Below are 24,512 nucleotides of genomic sequence, written 5' to 3'. Positions count from 1 at the left end.
GTTGTACATGACGTTCGTTTCGAAGCTCGCGCTGGCTGCGGTGCTGACGCTGGGCGCCACCGCACCCGCGCTTGCGCAAAAGGCGGACAAGCAGAATGCGGCACCCGAGCTGAAGGTCAGCGACGAGTTCCGCAAGCCGGCCGCCGCGGCCGATGTCGCGCTCAAGGCGAAGGACCTCGCCACCGCCGATACCCAGATCACCGCCGCCGAGGCCGTCGCCAAGAATGACGACGAGAAATATTACTCCACCTATCTCCGTCTCCAGCTCGAGCTCGAGCGCAAGAACGAGGCGGGCCAGATGAAGGCGCTCGGCCTGCTGGCGAGCAACCCCAAGACTCCGGCCGACCGGGTCAATGTCTATGGCGGCATCTACAATTACATGCTCGGCGGCGAGCTGATCAAACAGAAGAAGCCCGCCGAAGCCATTCCGGCGCTGCTCAAGGCGCGCCAGCTCGGCACCAACCAGCCGGACCTGCCGGTGCTCCTCGCCAATGCCTATGCGGCGACCGGCAAGAACGCCGAATCGATCGCCGAAGTGAACAACGCGATCGAGGCCAGCAAGGCGGCGGGCCGCAAGCCGCCGGTCGACTGGTACAAATTCGTGATCCCGCGCGTTAAGGCGAGCGGCGATACCGCTGCGACCGCCGACTGGCTCAAGCGCTTCATCGCGGAATATCCCACGGTGCAGAATTGGCGCTGGTCGATCCAGGTCTTCCGCCAGGGCGCGCCGGCGGGTGGCGGCAAGACCGACAGGCTCAACCTCTATCGTCTGATGCGCGCCACCAACGCGCTGGCCGATCGCGGCGACTATGCCGATTACGCCTTCGCCGCGCAGCAATCCGGCCTGCCCTGGGAAGCCGTCGCAGTGATCGACGAGGGCCGTAAGTCGGGCAAGATCCCGGCGGGCGACGCCGATGCCGGACGCACCTACACTGCGTCGCAGGCGGCGGTGAAGTCCGAAGGCTCGCTCGACGCGCTCGCAAAGCAGTCGGCAACTGCCAAGGACGGCCGGACCGCGCAGCAGACTGCCGACGCCTTCCTCGCTTCGGGCAATTATGCGCGCGCGCTCGAACTCTACGATCTGTCGCTGCAAAAGGCCGGCGTCGACGCCGACGAGGTCAACCTCAACCGCGGCGTCGCGCTCCGCGCGCTCGGGCGCAAGGACGAGGCCAAGACAGCGTTCGGGACGGTCAAGGGCGCCTATGCGAGCACCGCACAGCTCTGGCTGGCTTCGGTGGATTTCCCGCCGCTCGCCTGAGCCGGAAAGCGACTGAAGAATCGAGGAGGGGCGGCCGGCGTGCCGCCCCTTTTCACATCTCGGGGACGGGCACGCCGGGCAGCGCCTTCGAGGTGCGGATGGTCAGCGATGTCTTGACATGCTCGACATTGGGCGCGGTCGTCAGCTGGGTGGTCAGAATCTGCTGAAAGCTCTGCAGGTCCGGCGCGACGATCTTGAGGATGAAGTCGATTTCGCCGTTGAGCATGTGACATTCGCGGACTTCGGGAATGCCCGCCACCAATTGCTCGAATGCGCGCAGGTCGCTCTCGGCCTGGCTCTTGAGGCTGACCATCGCGAAGACGGTGAGGTTGTAGCCCAGCGCGGCCGGATCGAGCGCGGCGTGATAGCCGCTGATCGCGCCCTGCTGTTCGAGCGCGCGGACGCGGCGCAGGCAGGGCGGGGCAGTGAGCCCGACCCGTTCGGCCAGCTCGACATTGGTCATCCGGCCATTATCTTGCAGCAGCCCAAGGATGCGCACGTCGATCTCGTCGAATCGCATGAGCTCGTCTCTTTCATTGTGGATTCGTTGCATGTTTGGGTTGCTAGACTATAAGATAATTACAACGCAACGCAATTGTCCCACAATGCGACGTGCCGAAATGGCATGTTTCGACCAGCCCCTTCCGACGTTAATAAATTATTGATGGCGCGCTTCCGCGCCGCGGGGACGATACCGGCACGTGCGCTTCGACGACACTCTGGAAACGGTGCTGGCAGCCGATCTCGGCACGCCTTACGGCGTCCAGTCGGTGTGGCGGCAGCTCGTCGACCTGATCGGCCGCCGCCGGGTGCCTCCCGCAACGCGCGCGATGGCGACCTTGCGCGCGATTCGCGCCGATGTGCCGCCACCGGTCCGGGCCGCCAGCGCGCGCGCGGTCGAATTTGCCGATCCGCCGGCGCCGCTGGTCCGCCTGTTCGCACAGGACGACATCTCGATCGCGATCCCCGTGCTGCGCAGCGCACGACTGACCTCGTCCGAATGGATCCAGCTGCTTCCGGATCTTTCGCCAAGCGCGCGCAGCGTGCTCCGCAATCGCCGCGATCTCGGCCCCGACGTGCGGCGCGCGCTAGAGAGTTTCGGATCGGTCGACCTAGTCCTGCCCGATGGGGCGACCAAGCGTTCGCCGCTTGCGGAAGTTGTGGATAGATCCGCCGGATCGATTGCGGAACCGGCCTCCGGCGCGCAGAACCGGCGCATGGATCAAAGCGACAGGATCACGGCCGCGGCATCTGCCGCGACGCCGGCACGGCCGGTCGCGCCGCCTGTCGACGGCGATGGTTCGGGCCCGTTCGAAATCGCCGAGGTCGTCGCGCGGATCGACGCGTTCTGGCGACATCGCGAGGAAACCGGGCCGGTCGCGCCGCCGGCGCCGCCGCGTTCCGACGAGTTCCGCTTCGAGACGGACGAGAAGGGCGTGATCCGCTGGGTCGACGGAGTCAGCCGTGCGGCGCTGATCGGCCTTTCGCTGGATCTCGCGAACGAGGCCGACGGCTCTCAGGTCGACGGCATCGCCGCCGGCGCGTTTCGCCGGCGCGCCGGTTTCTCCACGGCGCGGATGCTGATCGAAGGCGGCTCGGACGCTGCGGGGGATTGGCTGATTTCCGCGGTTCCGGTGTTCGACCCGGCCAATGGGCGCTTCACCGGCTATCGCGGCACGGCGCGACGCCCGCGCACCGACGAACGGGCGGAGCCGGTCCGCGCGCCGACGGGCTCGCCCGCCGAATCGCTCCGCCAGCTGGTGCATGAGCTGCGCACGCCGACCAATGCGATCGCGGGCTTCGCCGAGATGATCGAGACCCAGATGCTCGGGCCGGTTTCGGAAGTGTATCGCGAGCGGGCGCACGTCATCCGTAGCGAGGCGCGGGAATTACTGGGGGCGATCGACGATCTCGATCTCGCCGCCCGGATCGACAGCGACGCGCTGGCGCTGACTCCGGACCGCGTCGCGCTGCGGCCCTTGCTGGCCGTGATCGCCGACGATCTCGCGCCGCTGCTCGAGTTGCGCGGCTCGATGATCGCGTTGCCGGTGGAGGATCTCGTCGTCACCGGCGATCGCCGTGCGGTCGAACGGCTGCTGTCGCGTTTGATGGCGACCCTCGTGTCGGCGAGCGCCCCCGGCGAGCGGATCGGCGTGAAGATGGCGCTCGAAAGCGATCAGCGGATCGCGGTGTCGATCGATCGGCCGCGGACCCTCGCGGATTATCCGGGCGATTCGGTGCTCGGCATCGACGACGAACGCGAGGATGCGACCTTGCTGGGGACCGGCTTTGCCCTCCGGCTGTCGCGCAATCTTGCCCGCGAACTGGGCGGCAGCCTCGTGATCGGTCCCGCAAACTTGACTTTGCGGCTTCCTGCCGCCGTAAACAGCCAGGTGGGGCAGGCGATCTGAACTGAAAGTGGAAAGGCGGCAATCCGGCAGGGGCTACCGGCCCCCGGCAGCCGCGGCCGCCGCTATGGTCCGATGGCCGGAAAGCTTCGGCACGCGTTTCACGGTCTTCGTCGACACCGAAGAGGAATTCGACTGGGGCGCCCCGTTCAGTCGGGATGGCGGGGGCACCGGCCACGTGGCAGCGATGCCCGCGGCGCATGGCCGTTTCGCCGCGCATGACGTCCCGCTCACCTGGCTGATCGACTATCCGATCGCCACCTGCCCGCGCTCGATCGAGATCCTGCGTAGCCTGATCGCCGATGGCCGCTCCGCGATCGGAACCCAGCTCCACCCTTGGGTGAACCCGCCCTTCGATGAGGAAGTCTGTATCCACAACAGCTTCGCGGGCAATCTTCCTGCGCCTTTGGAGGAACAGAAGCTTGTCGCGCTGACGCAGGCGATCACGAAAGCCTTTGGCATTCCGCCGCTGGTCTATCGCGCGGGGCGTTATGGCATCGGCCCGCACAGCCTGGCGACGCTGGCAAGGCTCGGCTACCGCGCCGACACGTCGATGCGATCGGGCTATGACTATTCCGGCCAGGACGGACCCGATTTCTCCGCCATCGCCAACCGGGCCTTTCGCACCGGGCCGGGGCAGTCGATCGTCGAACTGCCGCTGACCACCGTCTTCACCGGGGCGCTGCGCCGTGGCGGTGCGCGCCTCTATCGCGGGCTGGGAAGCGTGCCGCGGGGTCGTGGCGCTGCGGCGCGGCTCGGGATGCTCTCACGGGTGGCGCTCACGCCCGAGGACATGCCGCTCGACGAAGCGCTGGAGGCGGCGCGGGTCGCGGTGGGCGAGGGGTTGCGGTTGCTCAATTTCAGCTTTCACTCGCCGTCGATCGAGCCCGGTCACACGCCCTATGTCCGTGACGCCGCGGATCTTGCCGCGTTCTGGCGCTGGTGGGATGCGATGTTCGCATTGCTCGCGCGGCTCGGTGTTGCGCCGGCTTCGCTGGCCGAGGTCCTCGACGCGGCTTGCGGGGCGGCACCAACCTCCGCTAGTGCCGCGGGCGCTGGGGGCCTGTAGCTCAATGGTTAGAGCTGGCCGCTCATAACGGCTAGGTTGCGGGTTCGAGTCCTGCCGGGCCCACCAGCGACGGGTTTTTCGCGTTTCGACGACGCAGTCGCCTCGACCCACTTGTGCGTTTCGGCACAAGGGCCTAGGCGGCATCGGCGTCGGGGAGTGGCGCAGTCCGGTAGCGCGCCTGCTTTGGGAGCAGGATGTCGCAGGTTCGAATCCTGTCTCCCCGACCAAAGGCTTTTCCGAGATCCCTGGAGCTTGCAGGATCGAGGCCGGCGCGCTTGCTTCGCTCGCTGGTTGGTGCGGTCGTGATCCCTCGGAGGATCGCGACCGGGATACCCGGACCCCGGCTTCGGGAATGGACCTGTGGTGATTACTTTTCGGGCGGACCGGTTCATTTCCGGACGGCCGCCTGCGGCCATCCGGATACTCAGATCGATCAATATCTGCGACGTCAGAATGCGAATCGCAGCGTCACGCGTCCATTTCGCGGCTCGCCATAGACGAAGCCGGGAAACCAGCTGTTGCCGCTGAAAAAGGTCTGATCGAAGAGATTGTCGACGTTGAGCTGCAGCGACAGCTGCTCGCTCAGATCGTAGCGCGCCATGATGTTAACGATCGCATAGTCGGGCTGGCCGATATTCTCGACCACGCCCGTGCCCGGATTGGCCGCGGTGACCGGCGGCTGGCTCTCCCATTTGACCGCACCGCCGAGCCGAAGTCCGTCGAGCGGGCCGGTAAAGTCGTAGGCGGTCGCGAAGTTGAACACCCGGCGCGGTTGATGGCTCAGCACGTCGACGTCGTCGGCGTCCTTTGCGCTGTAATGGCTCCACCCGGCGCTGATGTCCCATTGGGGAGTGATCTTGCCGACGATCTCTAGCTCATAGCCCTTGGCGACGGTGCCCGTCGCCCCGCGATAGGCCGGATTGGACGTGCCCGGCACGACCTGGCCGGGATCGGGAACCGCGAGATTATCCTGTTCGATGCGATATACGGCAGCCGTCGCGAGAAGCTTGTCGTCGAGGAACAGCGCCTTCAGTCCGGCTTCGTAGCTCTTCCCTTCGAGCGGATCGAGCAGCCGGCCTTCGCGATCACGCACATTGCCCTGCGGTTTGAAGATGTTGGTGTAGCTCGCATAAGCGGACAGGTTGGCGGTGATGTCGTAGACCAGCCCGGCATAGGGCGTGAACACGTTGTTGTACTTCAGTCGATACGCCGTTCCGCCAAAGGAATCGGCTTCCTCGTTGCGCGTGAAATAGCTCAAGCGTCCGCCGCCGATGACCTTCAGTCCGCCGATCAGGTTGATCCGCGTCGTGGCGTACAAGGCGGTCTGGGTGGTGTTGCCCATGCCCGAAAGCACATAGCGTTCGCCCCATTCGGGATCGGCGAGCGTGCCGTCCCAGCGATTGAAATCGCCAATCGGATCGATGGCAAGCGGCGTGCGATTGGTCCAGCCGCCGTCGAGATAGCTCGCCATCGCGCCGACCGACAGATCGTGCGTTCCGCCGAGCAGCGTGAAAGTGCCGTTTGCCTGAATGCTGCCGTGCCATTGCTCGGGATCGGCCTTGTACCAATAGCCCGAGCTGTTCACGCCCAGCCCGGTTATGCGATCCGGGGTGCCGTCGAGCCACAACAGCTTCGATTCCTCGAGACCCTTGTGATAGCCGAGGTCACCGCGGATGCGCCATCCTCCGCCCAGATCGTGCGTGAGCGTGGCGAAGGCCGAGATCTCGGTGGTGTTCCAGAATCCCCAATCGGTGCCGGTGGTCTTCGATCGCGGCCAATCGGTGCGGGTGCCGTCAGTGTACCAGTAAGGCAACTGCGCCCACATCACGCCATCGCGATCGTCGCGCTGATAGCTCGCGCCGACCGACAGTCTGGTGCGCTCCCCCAGATCGGCATCCAGCACGCCGTAGAGCAGGAGGCCCTTTTTCTCTTCGCGATCGACGAAGCCGTCCTGCCGATAGGCTTGGGCGACCCCGCGCAGCCGCACCGTTCCCGCGGCGTTGAGCGGCGACTGGACGTCGACCGTCCCGGAAAAGCGGTTCCATGACGCGGCCTCGAGGCTGGCATAGCCGGCGAACTCGCTGCTATCCGCGTGCTTGCGGATCAAATTGACCACCGCCGAAGGGTCGCCCGCGCCCTGCATCAGCCCGGCCGCGCCGCGAACCAGATCGACCCGCTCATACTGCACGGTGCTCGTCTCGCCGAAGCCGACATTGCCGTTGACGAACGGCGCACCATCGAGCTGGAAATTCTGGACCTCGAATCCGCGCGCCGAAATCGCACTGCGGCCGCGATCGATGTCCTTCTTCGAGATTCCCACGGCGAAATCGAGCGCGTCGTTGATCGACGTCAGCGCCTGATCCCTGATCTGCTGTCGGGTGATGACGCTGATCGTCTGCGGCGTCTCGATTGGCTTGAGGGGAAGCCCGGTCGCCGTGGTGGGTTCGTTGCTTCGGCCGTAGCCGGTAACGACGATGTCCTCGGCCGCGTCTTCGGTCGACGCATCCCGCTGTGGCGCTTCCTGCGCGTGAAGCAGTGCCGGCGTGAACAGGCATGCCGAGCCTGCCAGCAGCAAGCAAATTGAACGGCGCATCATTTTCCCCTTTTTGACTGAAGCGCGCCAATCGGGCCGCCGGAGCCAAGTTCGGCGTCGCTAATGCGATTAAATCGCAATTGCAAGGAGGTTCCGCGGCCGGAATCTGGCGATCGCAGGGGGTATGTGCGTTACGCGCGCGAGCGCTTCAGAGCGCGCATCGCCGTTGAATCGCCGCGAGATCGTCGGGCGTATTGATATTGCTGATTGGCTGCGGGAGACCGATCGCAGCGGCCTCGGCGGCGCGCGCCCAATTGCGCAACGAGCGATCGCCATTCTGCTCCAGATGGGAAAGCAATCGGTCTGCGAGCGCGCAGGGCCAAAGCCCGACTACCGGATGATCGGCAACATAAGCCGTCGGGCCGCCCTGCGAGAGCAGAAGCAAGAGACCTGCCGGCAAGTTCGGCGCGTCGCAGGGGGCGCTGAGCACCGCGTCGAAACCGCTGTCCCGGCCATGGATCAATGCCGCGCAGAGCCCGCCGAGCGGGCCAAGACCCGCAGTGGGGCGATCCTCGAGGCGGAAAATTTTCGGGTGGGTGCGTCCGCAGATCACCAGCGCATCGCAATCGTGGCGAAGCGCCTCGGCGACGTGATCGACCAGCTTTCGGCCGTCCAGTATCGCGTCGGCCTTTGCGCTGCCGAAGCGGCGGGATTCGCCGCCGGCGAGAATGGCGCCGAGCATTTTCATGCGACGGGCCGCAACAGGGAATCGGGGCGGGCAAGGACCCGCAACGCGAGCCCGGCCTCGCCCGCACGCGCGAGTGCCAGGGCCGTGGGCGCGGAAATGGTGGCGAGCATCGGGCAATCGGAAAGCACCGCCTTCTCGACCAGCTCGTAGGAGCAGCGCGATGTGAGCAGCGCGAAGCCATCGTCCCAGCCCATTCCCTCGCGCAGCATCCCGCCGATGAGCTTGTCGAAGGCATTGTGCCGGCCGACATCCTCGCGAACCCGCCGGATCGTGCCGTCGGCAGCACAGGCGGCCGCGGCGTGCACCGCGTGCGTGGCGGCGCCTAGTGGCTGGGCCGCTTCGAGCGCCTCGAGCGCGACGAACACCGCATGGTCTTCGCCCGCCCAACGCCGTTGCCGGGCAGGCAAAGGGCGCAAGGCCTGTTCGAGGCTCTCGATCCCGCACAACCCGCACGACGAATCCGCGGTGCGGTGGCGAATTCGGTCGGACAGCCGGTCCGCGACGCGCGGCGATAGCGTCAGACGGAGCAGCATGCCGTGTTCGACGGCATGGACTTCGGCGTCGAGCATGTCGTCGGCGCGGTCGATAAGCCGTTCGGTCAATGCGAAGCCATAACCGAGGTCGAGCAGGTCGCCCGGGCTGGCCATCAGCACGGCATAACCGAGTCCGTTGCACTCGATCGCGACCGGAACTTCCTCGGCGATCGCGCGGCTTCGCATTCCGGTGGACCCGTCGGCGCCGATCTGCTCGAATTTCAAGGGCAGGGCGGGTTTCAGACGCGAATCCGGACCGGCACGGATTTGGCAGCCGGGACATGGCTCTGCTCGGCATGATGCTCGACCGGTATCAGCACGTTCGCCTCGGGATAATAAGCGCCGAGGCAGCCGCGGGGGATGTCGTAGGGCGTGACGATCAGGCCGTCGCGCCGGCGCAGCTTGCCGTCCCCGGCGTCGCTTTCGAGCGCGACGATCTGGCCCTCGGACACGCCCGTTGCGGCCATGTCCTCGCGGTTGATGAGCAGCACGTCGCGCGTGCCTTTCACGCCGCGAAAACGATCGTGATAGCCATAGATCGTCGTGTTGAACTGATCGTTCGAGCGCAGGGTCATCAGCCGGAAGCGCCCCTCCGCGTCGCTGAATCCGGTAGCGCTGAGGCAGCTGGGCGCGAGGAACTCGGCTCTGCCGCTGGGCGTAAGCCAGATGCGTTCGGCGGCCTTGTTGCCCTTCCAGAAGCCGCCCGGCGTGAACAGGCGCTTGTTATAGTCCTTGAAGATCGCCGGGTAGGTCGCCTCGATCGCGTCGCGGATCCGCGCATAATCGGCGACCCAGCCGTCCCAGTCGACTCGCGGATTGGGCGGCAGGATGCGTTTGGCGATCTCGGCGACGATGCGCGGCTCGGACAACAAATGCGGACTGGCGGGTTTCGATTTGCCGCGCGAACCGTGGATGCAACTGGTCGAATCCTCGGTCGATACCGCCTGTGGGCCGCTTGCCTGCACATCCTCCTCGATCCGGCCGAGGCAGGGCAGGAGATAGGTCACCTTGCCGGCGAAGAGATGGTTGCGATTGAGCTTGGTGGCGATCTGGACGGAGAGGTCGAGACGCGGCCAGGCCTCCTCCATGGCTGCCGTTTCGGGCACCGCGCGCAGGAAATTACCGCCGAGGCCAATCACCGCCTTGACCGAACCGTCGATCACGCCGCTGCAGGTCTCGACGGTGTCGAGCCCCTTTTCGGTGGGCGGATCGAAGCCGTACAGTTCCTTGAGCTTGTCGACCGGTACCAATTCGGTCTTCTCGGTGATGCCGACGGTGCGCTGACCCTGGACATTGGAATGGCCGCGGACCGGGGTAGGGCCGGCGCCGGGCTTGCCGATATTGCCGCGCAGCAGCAGCAGATTGACCACCATGCGGACATTTTCGACGCCCTTCACATGCTGGGTCAGCCCCATGCCGTAAATGGCGAGCACCGCTTTCGATCTCGCATAGACCCGTGCTGCCTGCTCCAGCGCGGATTGCGCCAGGCCGGACTCGTGCTCGATATCGGCCCATTCGGCTGCGCGCGTGGCTTCGGCGAACGCATCGAAATCCTTGGTATGCTGCGCGATGAATTCATGATCGAGGACCGGCGGATCGCCCGCTGTCAGCGCAGCGTCGTCCCATTCGATCAGGAACTTGGCGATGCCGAGCATCGCGGCAATGTCGCCGCCGGCCTTTACCTGATGATATTGAGTCGAGATCTGCGTCTCGCCCCCGGTGAGCATCTCGATCGGGTTTTGCGGATTGGTGAAGCGCTCGAGCCCGCGTTCCTTGAGCGGGTTGAAGGTGATGATCTCCACCCCGCGCTTGCGCGCGCTGCGCAGGTCGTGGAGCATCCGCGGCGCGTTTGATCCGACATTCTGCCCGAAGAAGAAGATCGCGTCGCAGGCCTGAAAATCCGCGAGCCGGGTGGTCCCTACCGGCACGCCGATCGCGGCCTTGAGGCCCACCGAAGTCGATTCGTGGCACATGTTCGAGCTGTCGGGCAGGTTCTGGTTGCCGAACATCCGCGCCATCAGCCCGTACATGTACGATGCCTCGAGGCCGGTGCGTCCCGACGAATAGAAAGCGACCGATTTAGGATCGAGCGGGCGGAGCGCGGCGCCGATCGCGTCGAACGCTTCTTCCCAGCCGCACGCTGCATATTTGTCGCTTGCCGCGTCGTAGCGCAGCGGATGCGTCAGCCGGCCGTGCTGCTCGAGATCGTAATCCTTCCAGTCGCGCAACTCGGTCAGTGTGTGCTGTTCGAAGAATTCAGGGGTGGTCCGCAGCGTGGTCAATTCCCACGCGGTCGCCTTCGCCCCTTCCTCGCAGAATTCGGCAGGATGGTGATCGGCGGGCTTGGGCCAGGCGCAACTGGTGCACATGAAACCCTCGGGCTTGTTCTGGCGCGCGAGCTGGACGAGCGCATCGGGCGTGACGCGCTCGCGCGGCAGGATCTCCGCGAGCGAGCGTATCGAGCCCCAGCCGCCCGCGGGTCCGGCAAAGGGCTTGATCTCCGGCCTGTCCGAACGCTGTTTCGACACGGGATACCTTTTCACTGCCCGGGGACGCCTGGCAGCCTCGCCAATGCACAACGGTTTAGCGCGACAATGGTTTGGGCGCCTGTAACTTCAAGCAAAAAACGCCAATGCGCGCAGCTTGCGGTCTCTCTTCAGGCATTCCTCGCAGCAGTGCGTGCCGGGATTACCCGAGGATTTCGGACAATCGAGCAAATGCCGGCACCGACATGGCGCTAGTTCGCGGATATCCCGCCACGCGCGCGCAGCTGGCGTAAATTGACCGATTGCGGTTTGGGCTGCGCGTCGAGAAGGGCGTCGAGCCGGTCGCGGAGCTCCGGTTGGGCTGCGGCGATATTGCGGGTCTCGAGCGGGTCGTTGACGAGATCGTACAGCTCATAGTCGCGCGCGCCGGTCTGCTCCTGGGTCCAACGGACGAGGCGGTAGCGCTCGGTCCGTATCGCCTGGCCGACGCGGTTGGGGCGGGGATAGGCGTGATAGGCATAGCCGCGCACGCGCGCCGCCGGATCGTGGAGCACGGGGGTCAGGTCGGCGCCGTCGATCGGCTGCGGTCCCGCCGGCCGCTGCAGCCCGACCAGCGTGGCGAGGGTAGGGTAGATGTCCACCGTCTCGGCGAGCTGGCGGGTGGCCTGGTTCGCGCCGATGCCCGGACCGGCGAACAGCAAGGGCAAATGGGTCGCCTGCTCGTAATTGGTATGCTTGGTCCAGATCGCATGGTCGCCGAGATGATAGCCATGGTCGCCCCACAAAACGACGATCGTGTTCTTCGACAGCCCGGTGCGGTCGAGCTCGGCCATCAGCTTGCCGATCTGCGCGTCGACATAGCTCACGCCGGCATAATAACCGTGGATCAGCGTGCGCTTGAGCGCTTCGGGATATTGCGTCTCGGGCACCTTATCGTCGATCGGGGCATAGGCGTTGATCTCGCCGCCGACCTTGCCGGCAAAGGCCGGCGCGCCTTCGGGCATGCGTTCGAATGCCGGCAGCGGCAGCTTCGCGCGATCATATTTGTCCCAATAGCGCTTGGGCACCGCGAAGGGCAGATGCGGGCGCGCGAAGCCGACCGCGAGGAAGAATGGCTGGCCGGCGGCGCCGAGCTCGCCGAGCCGTGTGACGGCCTTCGCCGCGACACGGCCGTCGCCATAGGCCTCGTCGGGCACGTCGGGCGACTCCCACGCGATCCCGCGCGCGAGCGTGCGGGCATAGGTCCAGACATCGCCTTTCGGGATCTCGAACTCGTTGAACAACGCCGCCTCGCGGGTCTTGCCGAGCGCCTTGCCCTCGGGCGAGACATATTCGATCACATGGTCCTTGTAGGGCGTGGTCGACCAGCTCTGCGGATCGCCCTTGGTGTTGTGCCCGATATGGAAGGTCTTGCCGACGCTCTCGGCGCGATAGCCGGCGGCCATGAAATATTGCGGCATCGTCACGGCGTCGGGCAGGTAGTCGCGCAAATTCTGGCCGAAATCATAGATGCCGGTGGAGGTCGAACGCGCGCCGGTCATCAGATTGATCCGGCTCGGCGCGCAGACCGACTGATTGGCGTAAGCGAGCTCGAAGCGGGTGCCGCGCGCCGCCAGCCGATCGATGTTCGGCGTGATCGCCACCGGATCGCCGAACGCATGGATCGCCGGCTTGAGGTCGTCGACCAGGATCAGCAGGATGTTGGGACGCTCCGCGGCGACGGGCATGGTCATCGCCTGCCGAGGGGTTGTCTCGCGCCCGTCGCGCACGGTGGCGCAGCCGGCGGAAACCAGCATCGCGGCCACGGCGCAGGCGGCGCCGAAGCGGGGGCCAGCCACCCCGACATGGCTGCCGCGGAGCGAAGCCTTGGTGATGCGCAGCCGCATGATGTTCCTTTCCATTCCTGCGGATGCGTCGCGAAGACGTCCCGCCTCTCCATTGGCCGATACCGGTCAGATCATATCCGCCGATTCGATCGTATTTTATCATATAAATACTTTTCCGCGGCGGACAGATTAATTCATCTGTCCAGCGCCCCAGTGTTGCCACCCCGCAGATGACGCGCGCGCGTAAGCCGCGTCGGCAGGGGCGTCGCCGCCGCTGTCGGGAAACGCGCTGTCGTCCGCGGCGGCGTCAGTCGCGCGGCGGTGTCCGGTCGATATAATCGAGCACGTCGTCGATGAGCTTGGCCATGGCGGCGGCGGCTTCTTCCGGCTTGCCCGCGGCGATCGCCTCGTAGACCGCGGCGTGGTCGTCGATGCATGCCTTGCCGCCGGCCTGGCGGTTGGTGACCCGGATCGAGGTGCGCAGCGCAGTCGTCACGATGTCGCGAAACTGCGACAGGAAGGGATTGCCCGAGGCGCGAAGCACCGCGACGTGGAAATCGATGTCCGCCGAAAGCGGATCGCCATTCCCTTCGGCCGCCTCGCGCATCCGGGTGAGGCCCGAGAGGATCGCGGTGACCTGCGCAGGGCGCGCGCGCCGCGCCGCCCATGCCGCCGCCTGCGGTTCGACCGTGAGGCGCAATTCGTTGAACTGGCGGAGCAACGCGCTGGAGAGCTTCTGCTCCATCAGCCAGCGCAGGACATCCACGTCGAACAGGTTCCAGCTCTCTTCGGGCTGGATGAAAGTCCCGATCTTCGGACGCGCGCCGAGCAATCCCTTCGCGGTGATCATCTTGATCGCCTCGCGGGTGACCGAGCGGCTGATGCCGTGCTCCTTGCTCAGATCCGCTTCGGTGGGGAAGGGCCGGTCGGCATATTCGCCGCGCACGATCGCGCGACCGACCGCGTCGACCAGATTCAGAGTCAGCGTCCGACCGAACTGGTTGCCGCTATCCAGTTCCTCTTTCGGCCAAGTCGCCATCGTCGTGTTTTTCCTCATTGGCGCCCGCCCCGCCGGGTGCGTTCGGGTGCTAGCGGAAAAAATCCCCGATGAACACGCCGCGGCCGCCCGTGACGGACAAGATGGGGCGATCTATAGCCGCCTTATGGTCCTTTCCGGCGATCGAGCGAAGCAGTTGGCATCGTCCTCGACCGGCGCGCAATTAATGTGCCTTCCCGGCGCTGTGGCGGGGGCCGGAGTGGTCGCCGCGATTCTCGCGGCGATCGTGCTCAACAATGTGGATCGCCAGATGCTGGCGCTGATCAAGCCGCTGCTCGATCGGGAATTCCGCTGGTCGAGCGACAGCTACGGCCGGATCACCGCCGCCGCGCAGCTTTCCGCCGCGCTCTGCCTGCCGCTGATGGGGTGGATCGTCGATCAGGTGCCGGCGCGTCGCTGCTTCGCGTGGGGCGTGGCGACGTGGAGCGTGTTCACCGCCGCGCAGGCGCTGGCGACAGGCGCGCAATCGATGCTCGTCGTTCGCGTCGGCCTCACCGGCGCCGAGGCGATCGGAACGCCGGCGGCGCTCAAGGTGCTGGGCGCGCTCGCTCCCGCGCGGCGGCGCGCGCTCGCGCTTGGCTTGTTCAACATGGCGCCGAGCGTTGGCGCGATGGTCGGGCCGGTGCTGGTGCCGATGCTGGCCTGGTCGCTGGGCTGGCGGTGGGCCGCGATCCTTCTGGGTGGAATCGGCTTCGTGTGGGTGGTCTGGTGGCTCCGGGTGAGCGCAACGACGATCCCGGCAACGCCCGTGGCAGTGGCGTCGCGCGCCGGCGGCAGCCCGCTTCGGCGACCCGCGACATGGCTGCTGATCGCGGCCAAGGGGCTGACCGATCAGCTCTGGTGGGTGTTTCTCTATTGGCTGCCCGTCTTCTTCCATCTGCACGGCAACGGCACCATGGCATGGGCCGGCAGCGTGACCGGCATCTATGTCTGGGCAGCTTTGGGAAGTCTGGCGGGCGCACTCGCCGCCGTGCGCTGGCCGCATGCCCGCGGGATCCGCGCGCAGATCTGGATCGCGGCATGCTGTCTGGGGGTGGCGGGGTTGCTCCTGCTGGCGACTCAGCCGGTACGCGCGGTGAGCGTCGGCGCCTGCGCGCTGGCGATCTTCGGGCATCAGATCGTCTCGGTGCTGATCTTCTCGACGATCAGCGATGCGCAATATCGCGAACGCACCGGCACGATCGCCGGCATCGCCGCCTTTGCCGGCAATCTTCTGGCGGTGGGATCGCTCATGCTGGTCGGCAGGTCGGTCGCCGCGGGGGCCGGCTATGTGCCGACATTGCTGGCGCTGGCGCTCGCTTATGTCGCAGGAGGCAGCTGCCTGATCGCCTCCCGGCTGCTCAGCCGCGACGGCGCCTGATTGCCGCAGTCCCGGCACCGCAAACGAAAGGGCGTGACACCCGATTTGGGTGACACGCCCGGTCGTGGATCGGTGCCGCCGGCGTCAGAAGCGGAAGCGGATGCCGACGCGATAGACGCTCTCGAGGAAGCGCGTCTGCCAGCGATAGCTCTGTCCCTGCGCATTGAACACGCGCGCATTGGTCGCGGCGGCGCCGAGCAAATTGGTGGCATTGAACGAAAGCGTGACGCTCTCGAGTGGCGACAGCGTGGCGGCGAAGTCCATCGTGCCGCGACCATCCTCGGTCACCGGGAGCGTCGGGCCGAGCACGCCGGCACCGAGCCCCGGATCGACCACCTGGCCATAGCCCGAGACGAAGTCCGAGCGGTAATTATACGAGAGCCGGGCCGAGAAGCCGCGGGTCTCGTAGAAGCCCGAGACGTTGAAGATGTGGTCGGAGATGCCAGCGATCCGCTGCATCCCCGGCAAGGTCGCCGCGAGGCTCGGGGCCAGCTCGGTGCCGTGATCCAGATAGGTATAGTTCACCAGCGCGCCGAACTTGCCCAGCCAATCGGGCAGCCAGGGCGCGCGGAAGAAGGTGCGCGCGCCGGCCTCGATACCGTTGATCTGGCCCTTGCCGCCGTTTTCCGGGCGCGTGAAGCGCAGGCGGGTGAATTCGGGATCCGCGACGTCGTTGGTGAAGTTGTTGATGAAGCCGTTCAGATCCTTACGGAACACGCCGACGGTGATCGAACCGCTGCGGCTGAAATAATATTCGAGCGATGCGTCGTAATTGGTCGATTCGATCGGCTTCAGATCGGGATTGCCGCTCGACGCCGGACGAATGCAGTCCGGATTGTTCGGGCCGGCTTCGGGGTTGGTCGGGCTCGGCGTGCAGAAATTCGCGGGCAGCGCGCCGATCGTCACCGTCGGATTGAGCTGACCGAAGCCCGGCCGGGTGCGCGTCTTGGTGAACGCCAGGCGCAACTGCAGCTCGGGCATGAAGTGGAAGCGCGCGCTGAGGTTGGGCAGAAAATCGGTATAGGCGGTGGAGCGCGAAACCTGCTGGTTCGCGCTGGCGCCGCTCGTCGCCTGCAGGCCGTCGATCGTCGTTTCGGTCCGCGTCGCGCGAAGGCCGATCATGCCGTCGACCGGCACGCCGATATCGAACGCGTATTTGGCCTGCACATAGCCGGTATAGGTCTTCTCGTTGCCGGTATAGACGGGCCTGCCCCAGGAGGGGCGGCCGGTCGGCTGGCCGGCGGCAGTGCGGAGCGCCTCGATGTTCGCGCGAAGGCTGTCGCGGGTCGGCGTCAGCCACGTGACGAGCGACGTCGCGTCGTCGTTGCGGAAGCCGCGGTCCGCAGACACATAGTCGAGCGGCAGCAGCGTGAAGAGCCGTCCGGCCGGCGCGGTGTCGGTGCGGTTGTAGACATAATTGTCCGCATCGCGGGTGCTGTAGCGGATGCCCGCCTGCAGATTGGTGATGCCGAACGAGTCGAGCTTGTAATCCAGGTCGAGCCGGCCCTGGACGCTGCGGCCGTGGCCGCGGTTTCCGCCCTCGACGATGTTGGTCCAGCGATAGAGCGCCGGATTGAACAGGTCGAAATTGTTGAGCAGCGTCACGGTGCCGCCGCCGACGCCCTGATCGGTGTCGAACTCGAAATGGCGGCCGGGGGCGGCGGTCAGCTGATAGTTGAAGGCGTAATTGTGGTTGGTGAAGGTCGAATCAGTGAACGCGGCGTCCCCGGTGATCTTGATCTTGTCGCTCTTCCAGATGAAGCCGCCGCCCGCCTGATAGGTGTCGGTCCACTGGTCGTTGACCTGCTGCACGCCATTCGGGAGCCCACCGCCGCTGGCATCCATGCTGCGGATCAGGTTGGTGCCTTCGAACAACTCGATATTGGTGAGCACCGCGGCATCGCCCGAGGCGACCTGGAAGTTGCGCGGCTCGTTCTTGCCGCGATAGCCCTGGAACAGGCCGTCGAGATAGATTTCCAGCATATGGCTCGGCCGCCACTGGAATGACGCCGCCGCGTTGGGCCGGTGGCGCGTGCCCATATTGTAGTCGGTGTTGACGAACGACGGGTAGCGCAGCGGCGCCTTGGCCGTGGGCGCAAGGATCGTCTGGCTGATATTGCGTGCCGAATCGGTGAATTTGGTGTCGGCATAGGAGCCTTCGATCAGGAAGCCCATTTCGCCGATGCCGGTGTTCCAGCGCGTGCTGGCGAGCAGGTTGGCCTCCAGGCCGAGCCGCTGCGATTGATACCAGTGCAGACCGATGATCGCGCCGGCGATGCGCGTGCCCTGGAAGTCGAGCGGGCGGCGCGAGCGCACGTCGATCAGGCCGGCAAGGCCCGGCTCGAGCTGGTCGGCGGTCGCCGATTTGAACACGTCGAGACGCGCGATGCCGTTCGAAGGAAAGTCCTGCAGCTGGACGTAACGGCCTTCGGCGGTGAACACTTCGCGGCCGTTATAGGTGGTGGAGAGATCGCCGAGGCCGCGGACGGTGACGCCCTGCGCAATGCCGGCATTGCGCGTGACCTGCACCCCGGTGACGCGTGCGAGCGATTCGGACGCGCTGATATCGGGAAGCTTGCCGATATCCTCGGCGACGATCGAATCGACGATCTGGTCGGAATCCTGCTTGATCGCCTGCGCAGTCTCGAGGCTGCGGCGGATCGCCGTGACGACGATGTCGCCTTCGGACTCTCCCATATCTGCGCCGACCACGCCGGGTTCCTCGGCGGAACTGGGCCGAGGGCCTTCCTGCGCCGCGGCGCAGGTCGGCGCCGTCACCAGTCCCAGCGCCGATGCGGTCGCCAGCAGCGAATAGAAATTGCGATTCAACACAGATCCTCCCCCTTTATGTTATGATAATTGACGCTAAGTAATTATCATATTAATCCGTGTTGACAAGAGCCGCTTCGACGCCGCGCTAATTGGTGCAATCGGAGGGTGGGAGGCGGATATGAAGGCTGCGACAAATCGCCGTGGGATTCTGCTCGCCGGGGCAGCCGCATTGGTGGCGCCGAGAGCACTGCGGGCGGCGCCCCCGGCCCGCAAGCCCAACATCGTGCTGATCTATGCCGACGATCTCGGTTATGGCGATTTGAGCTGCTACGGCGCCACTGCGATCCGCACGCCCAACCTCGATCGGCTGGCGACGCGCGGCACGCGTTTCGAGAATGCGCATTCGCCTTCGGCGACCTGCACCCCGTCGCGCTACGCCTTGCTCACCGGCGATTATGCATGGCGAGCCTCGGGTACGCAGATCCTGCCCGGTGACGCGCCTGCGCTGATCCGGCCAGGCAAGTTCACGCTGCCGTCGATGCTCAAACAGGCGGGCTATGCCACCGGGCTGGTCGGCAAATGGCATCTCGGGCTCGGCGACGGGAAGGTCGACTGGAACGGCGAGATCGCCCCGGGCCCGCTCGACATCGGCTTCGACCATGCCTTCTTCATGCCGGCGACGCTCGATCGGGTGCCCACCGTGCTGATCGAGAGCCGGCGCGTGGTGAATCTCGATCCGGCCGATCCGATCGCCGTCGATTATCTCAGCAAGATCGGCGACGAGCCAACCGGCGCCGAAAATCCGGACCAGCTCGAATTCGCCGGCGATCCCGAGCACTCGAACACCATCGTCAACGGCATCGGCCGGATCGGCTATATGACCGGCGGCCGTGCCGCACGCTGGAACGACGGGAGACTCAGCGATGTGCTCCTCCGCAAGGCCGTGGAATTCATTGCGGCAAAGCGCGACGCGCCGTTCTTCCTCTATTACGCCGTCAACGAGCCGCACGTGCCGCGCGCGCCGCATCCGCGCTTCGCCGGCAAGTCGGGCATGGGATCGCGCGGCGACGCAATCCTCCAGCTCGACTGGACCGTCGGCGAGGTGATGCGCAGGCTGGAAGCACTGGGGATCGCCGACGACACGCTATTGGTGTTCAGCAGCGACAACGGCCCGATCCTGTTCGACGGCTATCAGGATCGCGCAGTCGAACTGGCGGGCGGCCATCGCCCGGCGGGACCGTATCGCAGCGGCAAATATGCGATCTACGAAGGCGGCACCCGCGTTCCGATGATCACCTGCTGGCCAGGCCGGGTCCGCGCCGGCCACGTGTCGCGCGCGCTCGTCGACCATGTCGATCTGGTCGCGTCGCTGGCCGCTTTGGTCGGACAGGAACTGCCGCGCGATGCGGCGGTCGACAGCTTCGACATGCTCACGCCGTTGCTCGGTCAAAGCGATCGCGGACGCGATCATGTGGTCGAGGACACCAAGCTGATGATTGCCACCGGCGGCACGGTGGAGAGCAGCGGCGCGCGGATCCTCGCGTTGCGCGCCGGCGACTGGAAGCTGATCCGTGGCAGCAGCGCGCCGCATGCATTTCACGGCAACGCCATCGGCACTTCGCCGCGCGACCAGCTCTACAATCTCGCGCGGGACCCAGGCGAGCGCAACGATCTGGCGGCGAAGCTGCGCGATCGCGCCCGGACCCTCGCCACGTGGCTCGACAAAATCGAACGCGACGGCCGCAGCCGTCCCTGAAATCGGAGGAGAGAAGGATGCGGAAGCTTCTGGCGATCGGTGCGGTTTTGCTCTTCGCGTCCGGCCCGGCCGTGGCGCAGGGAGCGCTCGGCGCGAACTATAACGAGCATTTCGAGGACGTGGATTATCGCGATCTCGAAAAGGCGGACGCCAGCTGGGTGCGGCTTTTCCTGCCGATGCCGCAGGTCGATCGCGGGCCGGTCGCCGAGCATGGCGCAGTCAGGACGATCCTCGACGCCGGCAATCGCGGCTACAAGACGATCCTGACGCTGAAATTTCCCTATAACCGCGTCGCATTTCCCAAGGTCGACAGCGCCGAATTCGCCAAACAGCTCGCCCGGCTCGATGCGGTGCTGCCGCTGGTGATGGGCAAGGTCGATATCCTCGTGATCGGCAACGAGCCCTTCATCGAGAGCCGCAAACAGGATTGGGACGCCAATTTCAACGAATTCTACGAGCGGCTGGCAAGGCGCGTCATCGCGTATCGCGCGCAGCATTGCGCCGACAGCTGCAAGACGCACCTCTACATGGGGGCGCTCAATCATATAGAACGCCCCGCCTGGCGCACGCCGGCGACCGAGCGCTGGCTGTCCTTCGTCAAGACGACTCCCGAGCTCGACGGCGTCAACATCCATCCGCATATTCGCGCGATCGAGGAGTCGAGGGCGTTCCTCGATTATATCCTGCCGCGCATGCGTCCGGAGCAGAAGTTCCTCGTCACCGAATTCTCTTTGGTCTGGTGGTGGCAGGCGAACATGAAGGGACCGGTGCCGGCGGCGTTCGCCGATAAATATGGCGCGCCGCGCGATGCCCGGAACTGGCAGATCATCAAGGCTGCGCTCGAGACGCCTTTTCCCAAGCCGCAATGGGACGCGTTCCTCGCGCAGAGCCCGTGGTTCGAGAACCGGAAGCATTATCTGGCCAACCAGATGAAGCTGTTCCGCGACACCGGCCGCCTCGCCGTCGCGACCTATGGGTTCAAGCAAGGCAGCTCGATGTCGGCAAAATGGGGTCCGGAAAAGACGCCATGGCTGCTCAACAGCGTCTATGCCGGCCGCACCGTTCAGCCCAATGCCGACGGCAGCGCCGCGCCGAATTATGCGTGGATCGACGACTTCAGGGCGTTGCAGAGAAAGTGAGGAGGCAGAGAAAGTGACGAATATGCACTACCGCCTGCTGCTCTCCACGCTGCTGCCCGCTGCGCTCTGCGTCACGCCAGCGGCGCTGGCGCAGCAGTTCAAGAAAGCGGTGGCCGACGACATCTTCGCCGATCACCCTTCGATGGATCGCAATGCGGTGGTGATGCCCGCCGCCGACGCGAAGCCGATCATGCCGTTCTTTTCCGAACGGCCGATCGGCGATGCGTCGATCGCGATGATGCCCGACGGAGGCTTCATCCTCACCGGCACCACGCTGCGCAGTTACGCGCGCCACGGCGTGGAGCTGTGGACGACGGCGCGGGACGCGACGGCGTGGAAGGGGTGGGGCCCGGCCAGGATCAGCGGCAACGGCATCGTTCCGGGCGACGTTTCCGAACGCTATCTCGCGCCGTCGGTGACGGTCGCCGGCGACAGGCTCTATCTCGCTTTCTCGGACAAGACGGGCTGCGCCCGCATCGCCGCCGGCGCCGTGGCCGATCCGGGCGGCAGCTTCGCCGCTTCACCCTGCCTGGTCGAAGACGCGGCCGATGCGTCGCTCTTCGTCGATCGCGACGGCGCGGGCTATCTGCTCTGGGGCGGCGGCTATATCGCGCGGCTGAAGCCCGGCTTCGCGGGACTCGCCGAGGCGCCGCGCTTCCTCAAGCCCGATCAGAAGCTGTTCGCCGAGCACCCGCCGGTCGGCAAGGACTGGCCGGTGCGCACGCGCGTCGGTCGGGCCGGCACGACGATGTTCCGTGACGGCGATCGCTACGTGCTCGCCGCGAGCGAAGTGACCGGGCGCATGCGCACCGCGACCGAGGATCTGTTCATGGCCGAAGCGCCGACGCCGTACGGCCCTTTCACGCGGCGCATGCTCGCCGTTCCGCATGCCGGTCGCGGTTCGGTCGTGCGGTTCCGCGATGGCCGGCTCGCGGCGGCATATAATCCCAGGTGTGATGACGGCTTCGCCTTGTTCTGCGAGCAGGTTGGTCTCGTCCCGCTCGAGCGCGCGCCCGACGGGCGGCTGCGTCAGGCGGCGTCGGCGATCACCGAGGACAGCGCAGTCGCGGCGCGCAAGCCGCTGATCACCGGCGAGACGATGCGCGATCCTTCGGTCACGCTCGGCGGCGACGGCTATTATTATCTGGTCGGAACGCTCGACGGCTATGGCTATCACAAGCCGGAAGGGGGCGTGAAACTCTGGCGTTCGGCCGATCTCGAGCGATGGGACGAAGTCGGCTTCGTCTGGCGCTGGCAAGGCATGGGCTATGATTTCGGCAAGAACATCGCCGAGCTCTGGGCGCCCGAGATCAAATGGGTCGAACGCGACAAGACCTTCTATCTGGCCTTCTCGGTGATGGAGCGCGGCGTCGGGGGCAAGACCTGGCTCTATCGCTCGACCAGCGGCAAGGCCGAAGGCCCCTATGCCAACGTCACCAAAAGCTATCTGGTCGAGGGGATCGACGGCTTCCCGTTCGAGGATGACGACGGCCTCTATTTCCTGTGGGGCGGCGGCAGGATCGCCAGGCTCAATGCCGCGCGGGACGGCTTCGACGGACCCGTGCGCAAGCTGGTCGATGTGGACGGCGACGCGGTCGGCTATGAAGGCAATGGCCTGATCAAGGTGAACGGCGTCTATTTTCTCACCGGCGCCGAATGGCATGGCCCGCTGCGCACCCATGGCACCTACGACATGATGTACGGCACGTCGAAATCGCTGTTCGGCCCCTACAGCCAGCGCCGGATGGGCGCGCCGCACGGCGGTCACGGCACTGCGTTCGCCGACAAACAGGGCCGCTATTGGTACACGATGTTCGGCAACGACCCGACCGCGCCCTGGCGGATGCAGTTCGGGCTGGTGCCTATCGACATTGGCGATCCGGCGTCGATCGGGGTTCCGCGGATCGGCACCCTCCGCGATTGAAGCTCGCGCGCGCCCAATAGAATAATTTCGCGCCCGCATTGAAGGAAAGGCTGCCCAAGCGACTCGTAAGAGGTGAGAGGAGGCGCATGGCCGGCGATCGGGAGACTTTGGCAGAGTGGGTAGGACGCGAGATCCTGCCCCACGAGCGCGACCTGCGGATCTGGCTGCAGCGGCGCTTCGTCGCGGCGGTCGACGTCGAGGACATCGTCCAGGAATGCTATTGCCGCCTCGCGCAGCTCAGCGACGTCACCCGGATCGCCGAGCCGCGTGCCTATCTCTTCACGATCGCGCGTAACTTCGCCCGACAGCAGCGCAAGCGCGCCTCGGTGGTGCGCCTCGAGACGCTTTCCGACACCTTTGACGCGGAGATCGAGAGCAGTGCGCTCACGCCTGAGAGAATTGCGTCGGCACGGCAGGATCTGGGCCGCTTGCAGGAAGCGCTCGCGACATTGTCGGAGCGCGCCCGGCGTATCTTCATCATGCGCAAGGTCGATGGCCTGAGCCAGAAGGAGATCGCGAATGCCCTCGGCGTGAGCGAGGCGATCGTCGAGAACGATGCCAGCCGGAGTTTGCGGGCGGTCCTGAAGCTCATGACCGTGCCCGAACCCGAGACCGTCATGCCAGCGGGGAACCGTCATGCACGATCGCATTGAGGAAGAGGCAGCGGACTGGGCGGTGCGACACCCGCTCGATTCGGACGGGCGGGCCAGGCTCGACGACTGGCTCGCGCAGGATCCGCGCCGTCGCGGTGCGCTGCTGCGCGCGATGGCAGGGCTGAGCGCGATCGAATGCGCGCTGGTGGCGGAGGATGCCGCCATGCCGCCGGCGCGCCCGGCCCGATTGCCGACGCGCCGCTGGATGCTGGCCGGCGGGGGTGGCGCGATCGCGGCCGGAGTCGCCGCGGCGATCGGCTGGCCTCGCGGCAGCCGCTATGTCGCTACCGCGCGCGGCGAGATCCGTCGCCTGCCGCTGGAGGACGGCTCGATCGCGACGATCAATACCAACAGCGAATTGCGCATCCGGCTGGACAGCGACAGTCGTCGTATCGAGCTCGAGCAAGGTCAGGCCTGGTTTCAGGTCGCCAAGGACCGAACCCGCCCGTTCCTCGTCGATGCCGGCATCGCGCAGGCACGCGCCGTCGGGACTGCCTTTTCGGTGATTCGCGGTGGGGACGGGGTGCAGGTGGCGGTCACCGAGGGCGCCGTGGCGGTCTGGCCGAGCGACTCCTCGGGGATGATGACCATCCTGCAAGCCGGGCAATTCGCGAATTTCCGGTCGGCTGCGGCCGGCCCGGTGATCGGATCCGCGCCGGAAGACATCGAGCGTGCGCTGGCATGGCGCAATGGCGAGATCTCGCTCGAGAACGAGTCGCTCGCGGAGGCGATCGCCCAGTTCAATCGCTACAATCGCCAGCAAATGGTGCTCGCCGATCCCGGCCTTGCCGACGAGCGGCTGGTGGGACTGTTCAAGATCGACAAGCCCGCCGACTTCGCGGCGATGCTCGCGGCATCGCTCGACGTCGAGGTGACGGCCGGTCCCACGGAAATTCGCATCGCGCGAAAAACCGCCGCGCCGCGCTGACGGAAACCGAGGGGATCCGACTCTTGGGATAGAGCGCCACCGAAGCTGGCGCGATCATGTGC

At 65.9% G+C, this 24,512-nt stretch carries 17 protein-coding genes and 2 tRNA genes; 11 read left to right on the top strand and 8 right to left on the bottom strand.

Annotated elements, in window-relative coordinates; translation table 11 throughout:
- Positions 1-7: 7 nt before the first annotated feature.
- Complete coding sequence (locus tag Q9Q95_RS07430) at positions 8-1,258, top strand: hypothetical protein (RefSeq protein WP_306095499.1); 1,251 nt, start codon at positions 8-10, stop codon at positions 1,256-1,258.
- A 52-nt stretch (positions 1,259-1,310) separates the two neighbouring features.
- Here Q9Q95_RS07430 and Q9Q95_RS07425 read toward each other — a convergent pair whose 3' ends face one another.
- Entirely contained in the window at positions 1,311-1,778 is a 468-nt protein-coding gene (locus Q9Q95_RS07425) for an Lrp/AsnC family transcriptional regulator (protein ID WP_306095497.1), read from the bottom strand.
- Between the two features lie 181 nt (positions 1,779-1,959).
- Between Q9Q95_RS07425 and Q9Q95_RS07420 the strand changes: the two genes are divergently transcribed.
- From Q9Q95_RS07420 to Q9Q95_RS07405, 4 genes are all read left to right on the top strand, one after another.
- Complete coding sequence (locus Q9Q95_RS07420; protein WP_306095495.1) at positions 1,960-3,669, top strand: HAMP domain-containing sensor histidine kinase; 1,710 nt, start codon at positions 1,960-1,962, stop codon at positions 3,667-3,669.
- Positions 3,670-3,733: 64 nt separating this feature from the next.
- Positions 3,734-4,735 carry a polysaccharide deacetylase family protein gene (locus Q9Q95_RS07415; protein WP_306095494.1) on the top strand — a complete coding sequence of 334 codons (1,002 nt, stop codon included), beginning with the start codon at positions 3,734-3,736 and terminating at the stop codon, positions 4,733-4,735.
- Positions 4,726-4,801, top strand: a tRNA-Ile gene (locus Q9Q95_RS07410). Before Q9Q95_RS07415 ends, Q9Q95_RS07410 begins: the two co-directional genes overlap by 10 nt.
- Before the next feature lie 84 nt (positions 4,802-4,885).
- Positions 4,886-4,962, top strand: a tRNA-Pro gene (locus Q9Q95_RS07405).
- A gap of 221 nt (positions 4,963-5,183) precedes the next feature.
- Here the strand turns inward: Q9Q95_RS07405 and Q9Q95_RS07400 are convergent.
- The 6 genes from Q9Q95_RS07400 to Q9Q95_RS07375 all read right to left on the bottom strand — a co-directional run bounded on the left by Q9Q95_RS07400 (position 5,184) and on the right by Q9Q95_RS07375 (position 13,900).
- Complete coding sequence (locus Q9Q95_RS07400; RefSeq protein ID WP_306095491.1) at positions 5,184-7,328, bottom strand: TonB-dependent siderophore receptor; 2,145 nt, start codon at positions 7,326-7,328, stop codon at positions 5,184-5,186.
- Positions 7,329-7,476: 148 nt separating this feature from the next.
- Positions 7,477-8,016 (bottom strand): molybdenum cofactor guanylyltransferase, encoded by a 540-nt coding sequence (locus tag Q9Q95_RS07395; protein WP_306095489.1) that lies wholly within the window; start codon positions 8,014-8,016, stop codon positions 7,477-7,479.
- Complete coding sequence (locus tag Q9Q95_RS07390; protein WP_306095487.1) at positions 8,013-8,735, bottom strand: formate dehydrogenase accessory sulfurtransferase FdhD; 723 nt, start codon at positions 8,733-8,735, stop codon at positions 8,013-8,015. The genes Q9Q95_RS07395 and Q9Q95_RS07390 overlap by 4 nt, the downstream gene beginning before the upstream one ends.
- Before the next feature lie 53 nt (positions 8,736-8,788).
- Entirely contained in the window at positions 8,789-11,077 is a 2,289-nt protein-coding gene (locus Q9Q95_RS07385) for an FdhF/YdeP family oxidoreductase (RefSeq protein ID WP_306095595.1), read from the bottom strand.
- A 209-nt stretch (positions 11,078-11,286) separates the two neighbouring features.
- Positions 11,287-12,921: a sulfatase gene (locus tag Q9Q95_RS07380; RefSeq protein ID WP_306095484.1), complete on the bottom strand. Its 1,635-nt coding sequence runs from the start codon at positions 12,919-12,921 to the stop codon at positions 11,287-11,289.
- Positions 12,922-13,168: 247 nt separating this feature from the next.
- A complete protein-coding gene (locus Q9Q95_RS07375) occupies positions 13,169-13,900 on the bottom strand; it encodes a FadR/GntR family transcriptional regulator (RefSeq protein ID WP_306095482.1) in 732 nt (243 codons plus the stop codon).
- A 217-nt stretch (positions 13,901-14,117) separates the two neighbouring features.
- Between Q9Q95_RS07375 and Q9Q95_RS07370 the strand changes: the two genes are divergently transcribed.
- Entirely contained in the window at positions 14,118-15,278 is a 1,161-nt protein-coding gene (locus Q9Q95_RS07370) for an MFS transporter (RefSeq protein ID WP_306095480.1), read from the top strand.
- Positions 15,279-15,362: 84 nt separating this feature from the next.
- On the opposite strand, the gene Q9Q95_RS07365 is transcribed toward Q9Q95_RS07370, so the two are convergent.
- Positions 15,363-18,110, bottom strand: coding sequence for a TonB-dependent receptor (locus Q9Q95_RS07365; protein WP_306095479.1), 2,748 nt, complete (start codon positions 18,108-18,110; stop codon positions 15,363-15,365).
- A 118-nt stretch (positions 18,111-18,228) separates the two neighbouring features.
- Here Q9Q95_RS07365 and Q9Q95_RS07360 point away from each other — a divergent pair, with 118 nt between their 5' ends.
- The 5 genes from Q9Q95_RS07360 (at position 18,229) to Q9Q95_RS07340 (ending at position 24,450) form a co-directional block, all read left to right on the top strand.
- Positions 18,229-19,806 (top strand): arylsulfatase, encoded by a 1,578-nt coding sequence (locus Q9Q95_RS07360; protein ID WP_306095477.1) that lies wholly within the window; start codon positions 18,229-18,231, stop codon positions 19,804-19,806.
- Between the two features lie 17 nt (positions 19,807-19,823).
- On the top strand, positions 19,824-20,945 hold the full coding sequence (locus Q9Q95_RS07355; protein ID WP_306095475.1) for a hypothetical protein: 1,122 nt from the start codon (positions 19,824-19,826) through the stop codon (positions 20,943-20,945).
- Between the two features lie 22 nt (positions 20,946-20,967).
- Positions 20,968-22,869: a family 43 glycosylhydrolase gene (locus tag Q9Q95_RS07350; RefSeq protein ID WP_306095593.1), complete on the top strand. Its 1,902-nt coding sequence runs from the start codon at positions 20,968-20,970 to the stop codon at positions 22,867-22,869.
- Positions 22,870-22,955: 86 nt separating this feature from the next.
- On the top strand, positions 22,956-23,522 hold the full coding sequence (locus tag Q9Q95_RS07345) for an RNA polymerase sigma factor (protein WP_306095473.1): 567 nt from the start codon (positions 22,956-22,958) through the stop codon (positions 23,520-23,522).
- Positions 23,506-24,450 (top strand): FecR family protein, encoded by a 945-nt coding sequence (locus Q9Q95_RS07340; RefSeq protein ID WP_306095471.1) that lies wholly within the window; start codon positions 23,506-23,508, stop codon positions 24,448-24,450. Before Q9Q95_RS07345 ends, Q9Q95_RS07340 begins: the two co-directional genes overlap by 17 nt.
- The last annotated feature ends 62 nt before the right edge of the window (positions 24,451-24,512 follow it).

This window comes from Sphingomonas sp. DG1-23, from assembly GCF_030730875.1.
Lineage (GTDB): Bacteria > Pseudomonadota > Alphaproteobacteria > Sphingomonadales > Sphingomonadaceae > Sphingomonas.
This window is presented reverse-complemented; position numbering and strand designations above follow the sequence as displayed.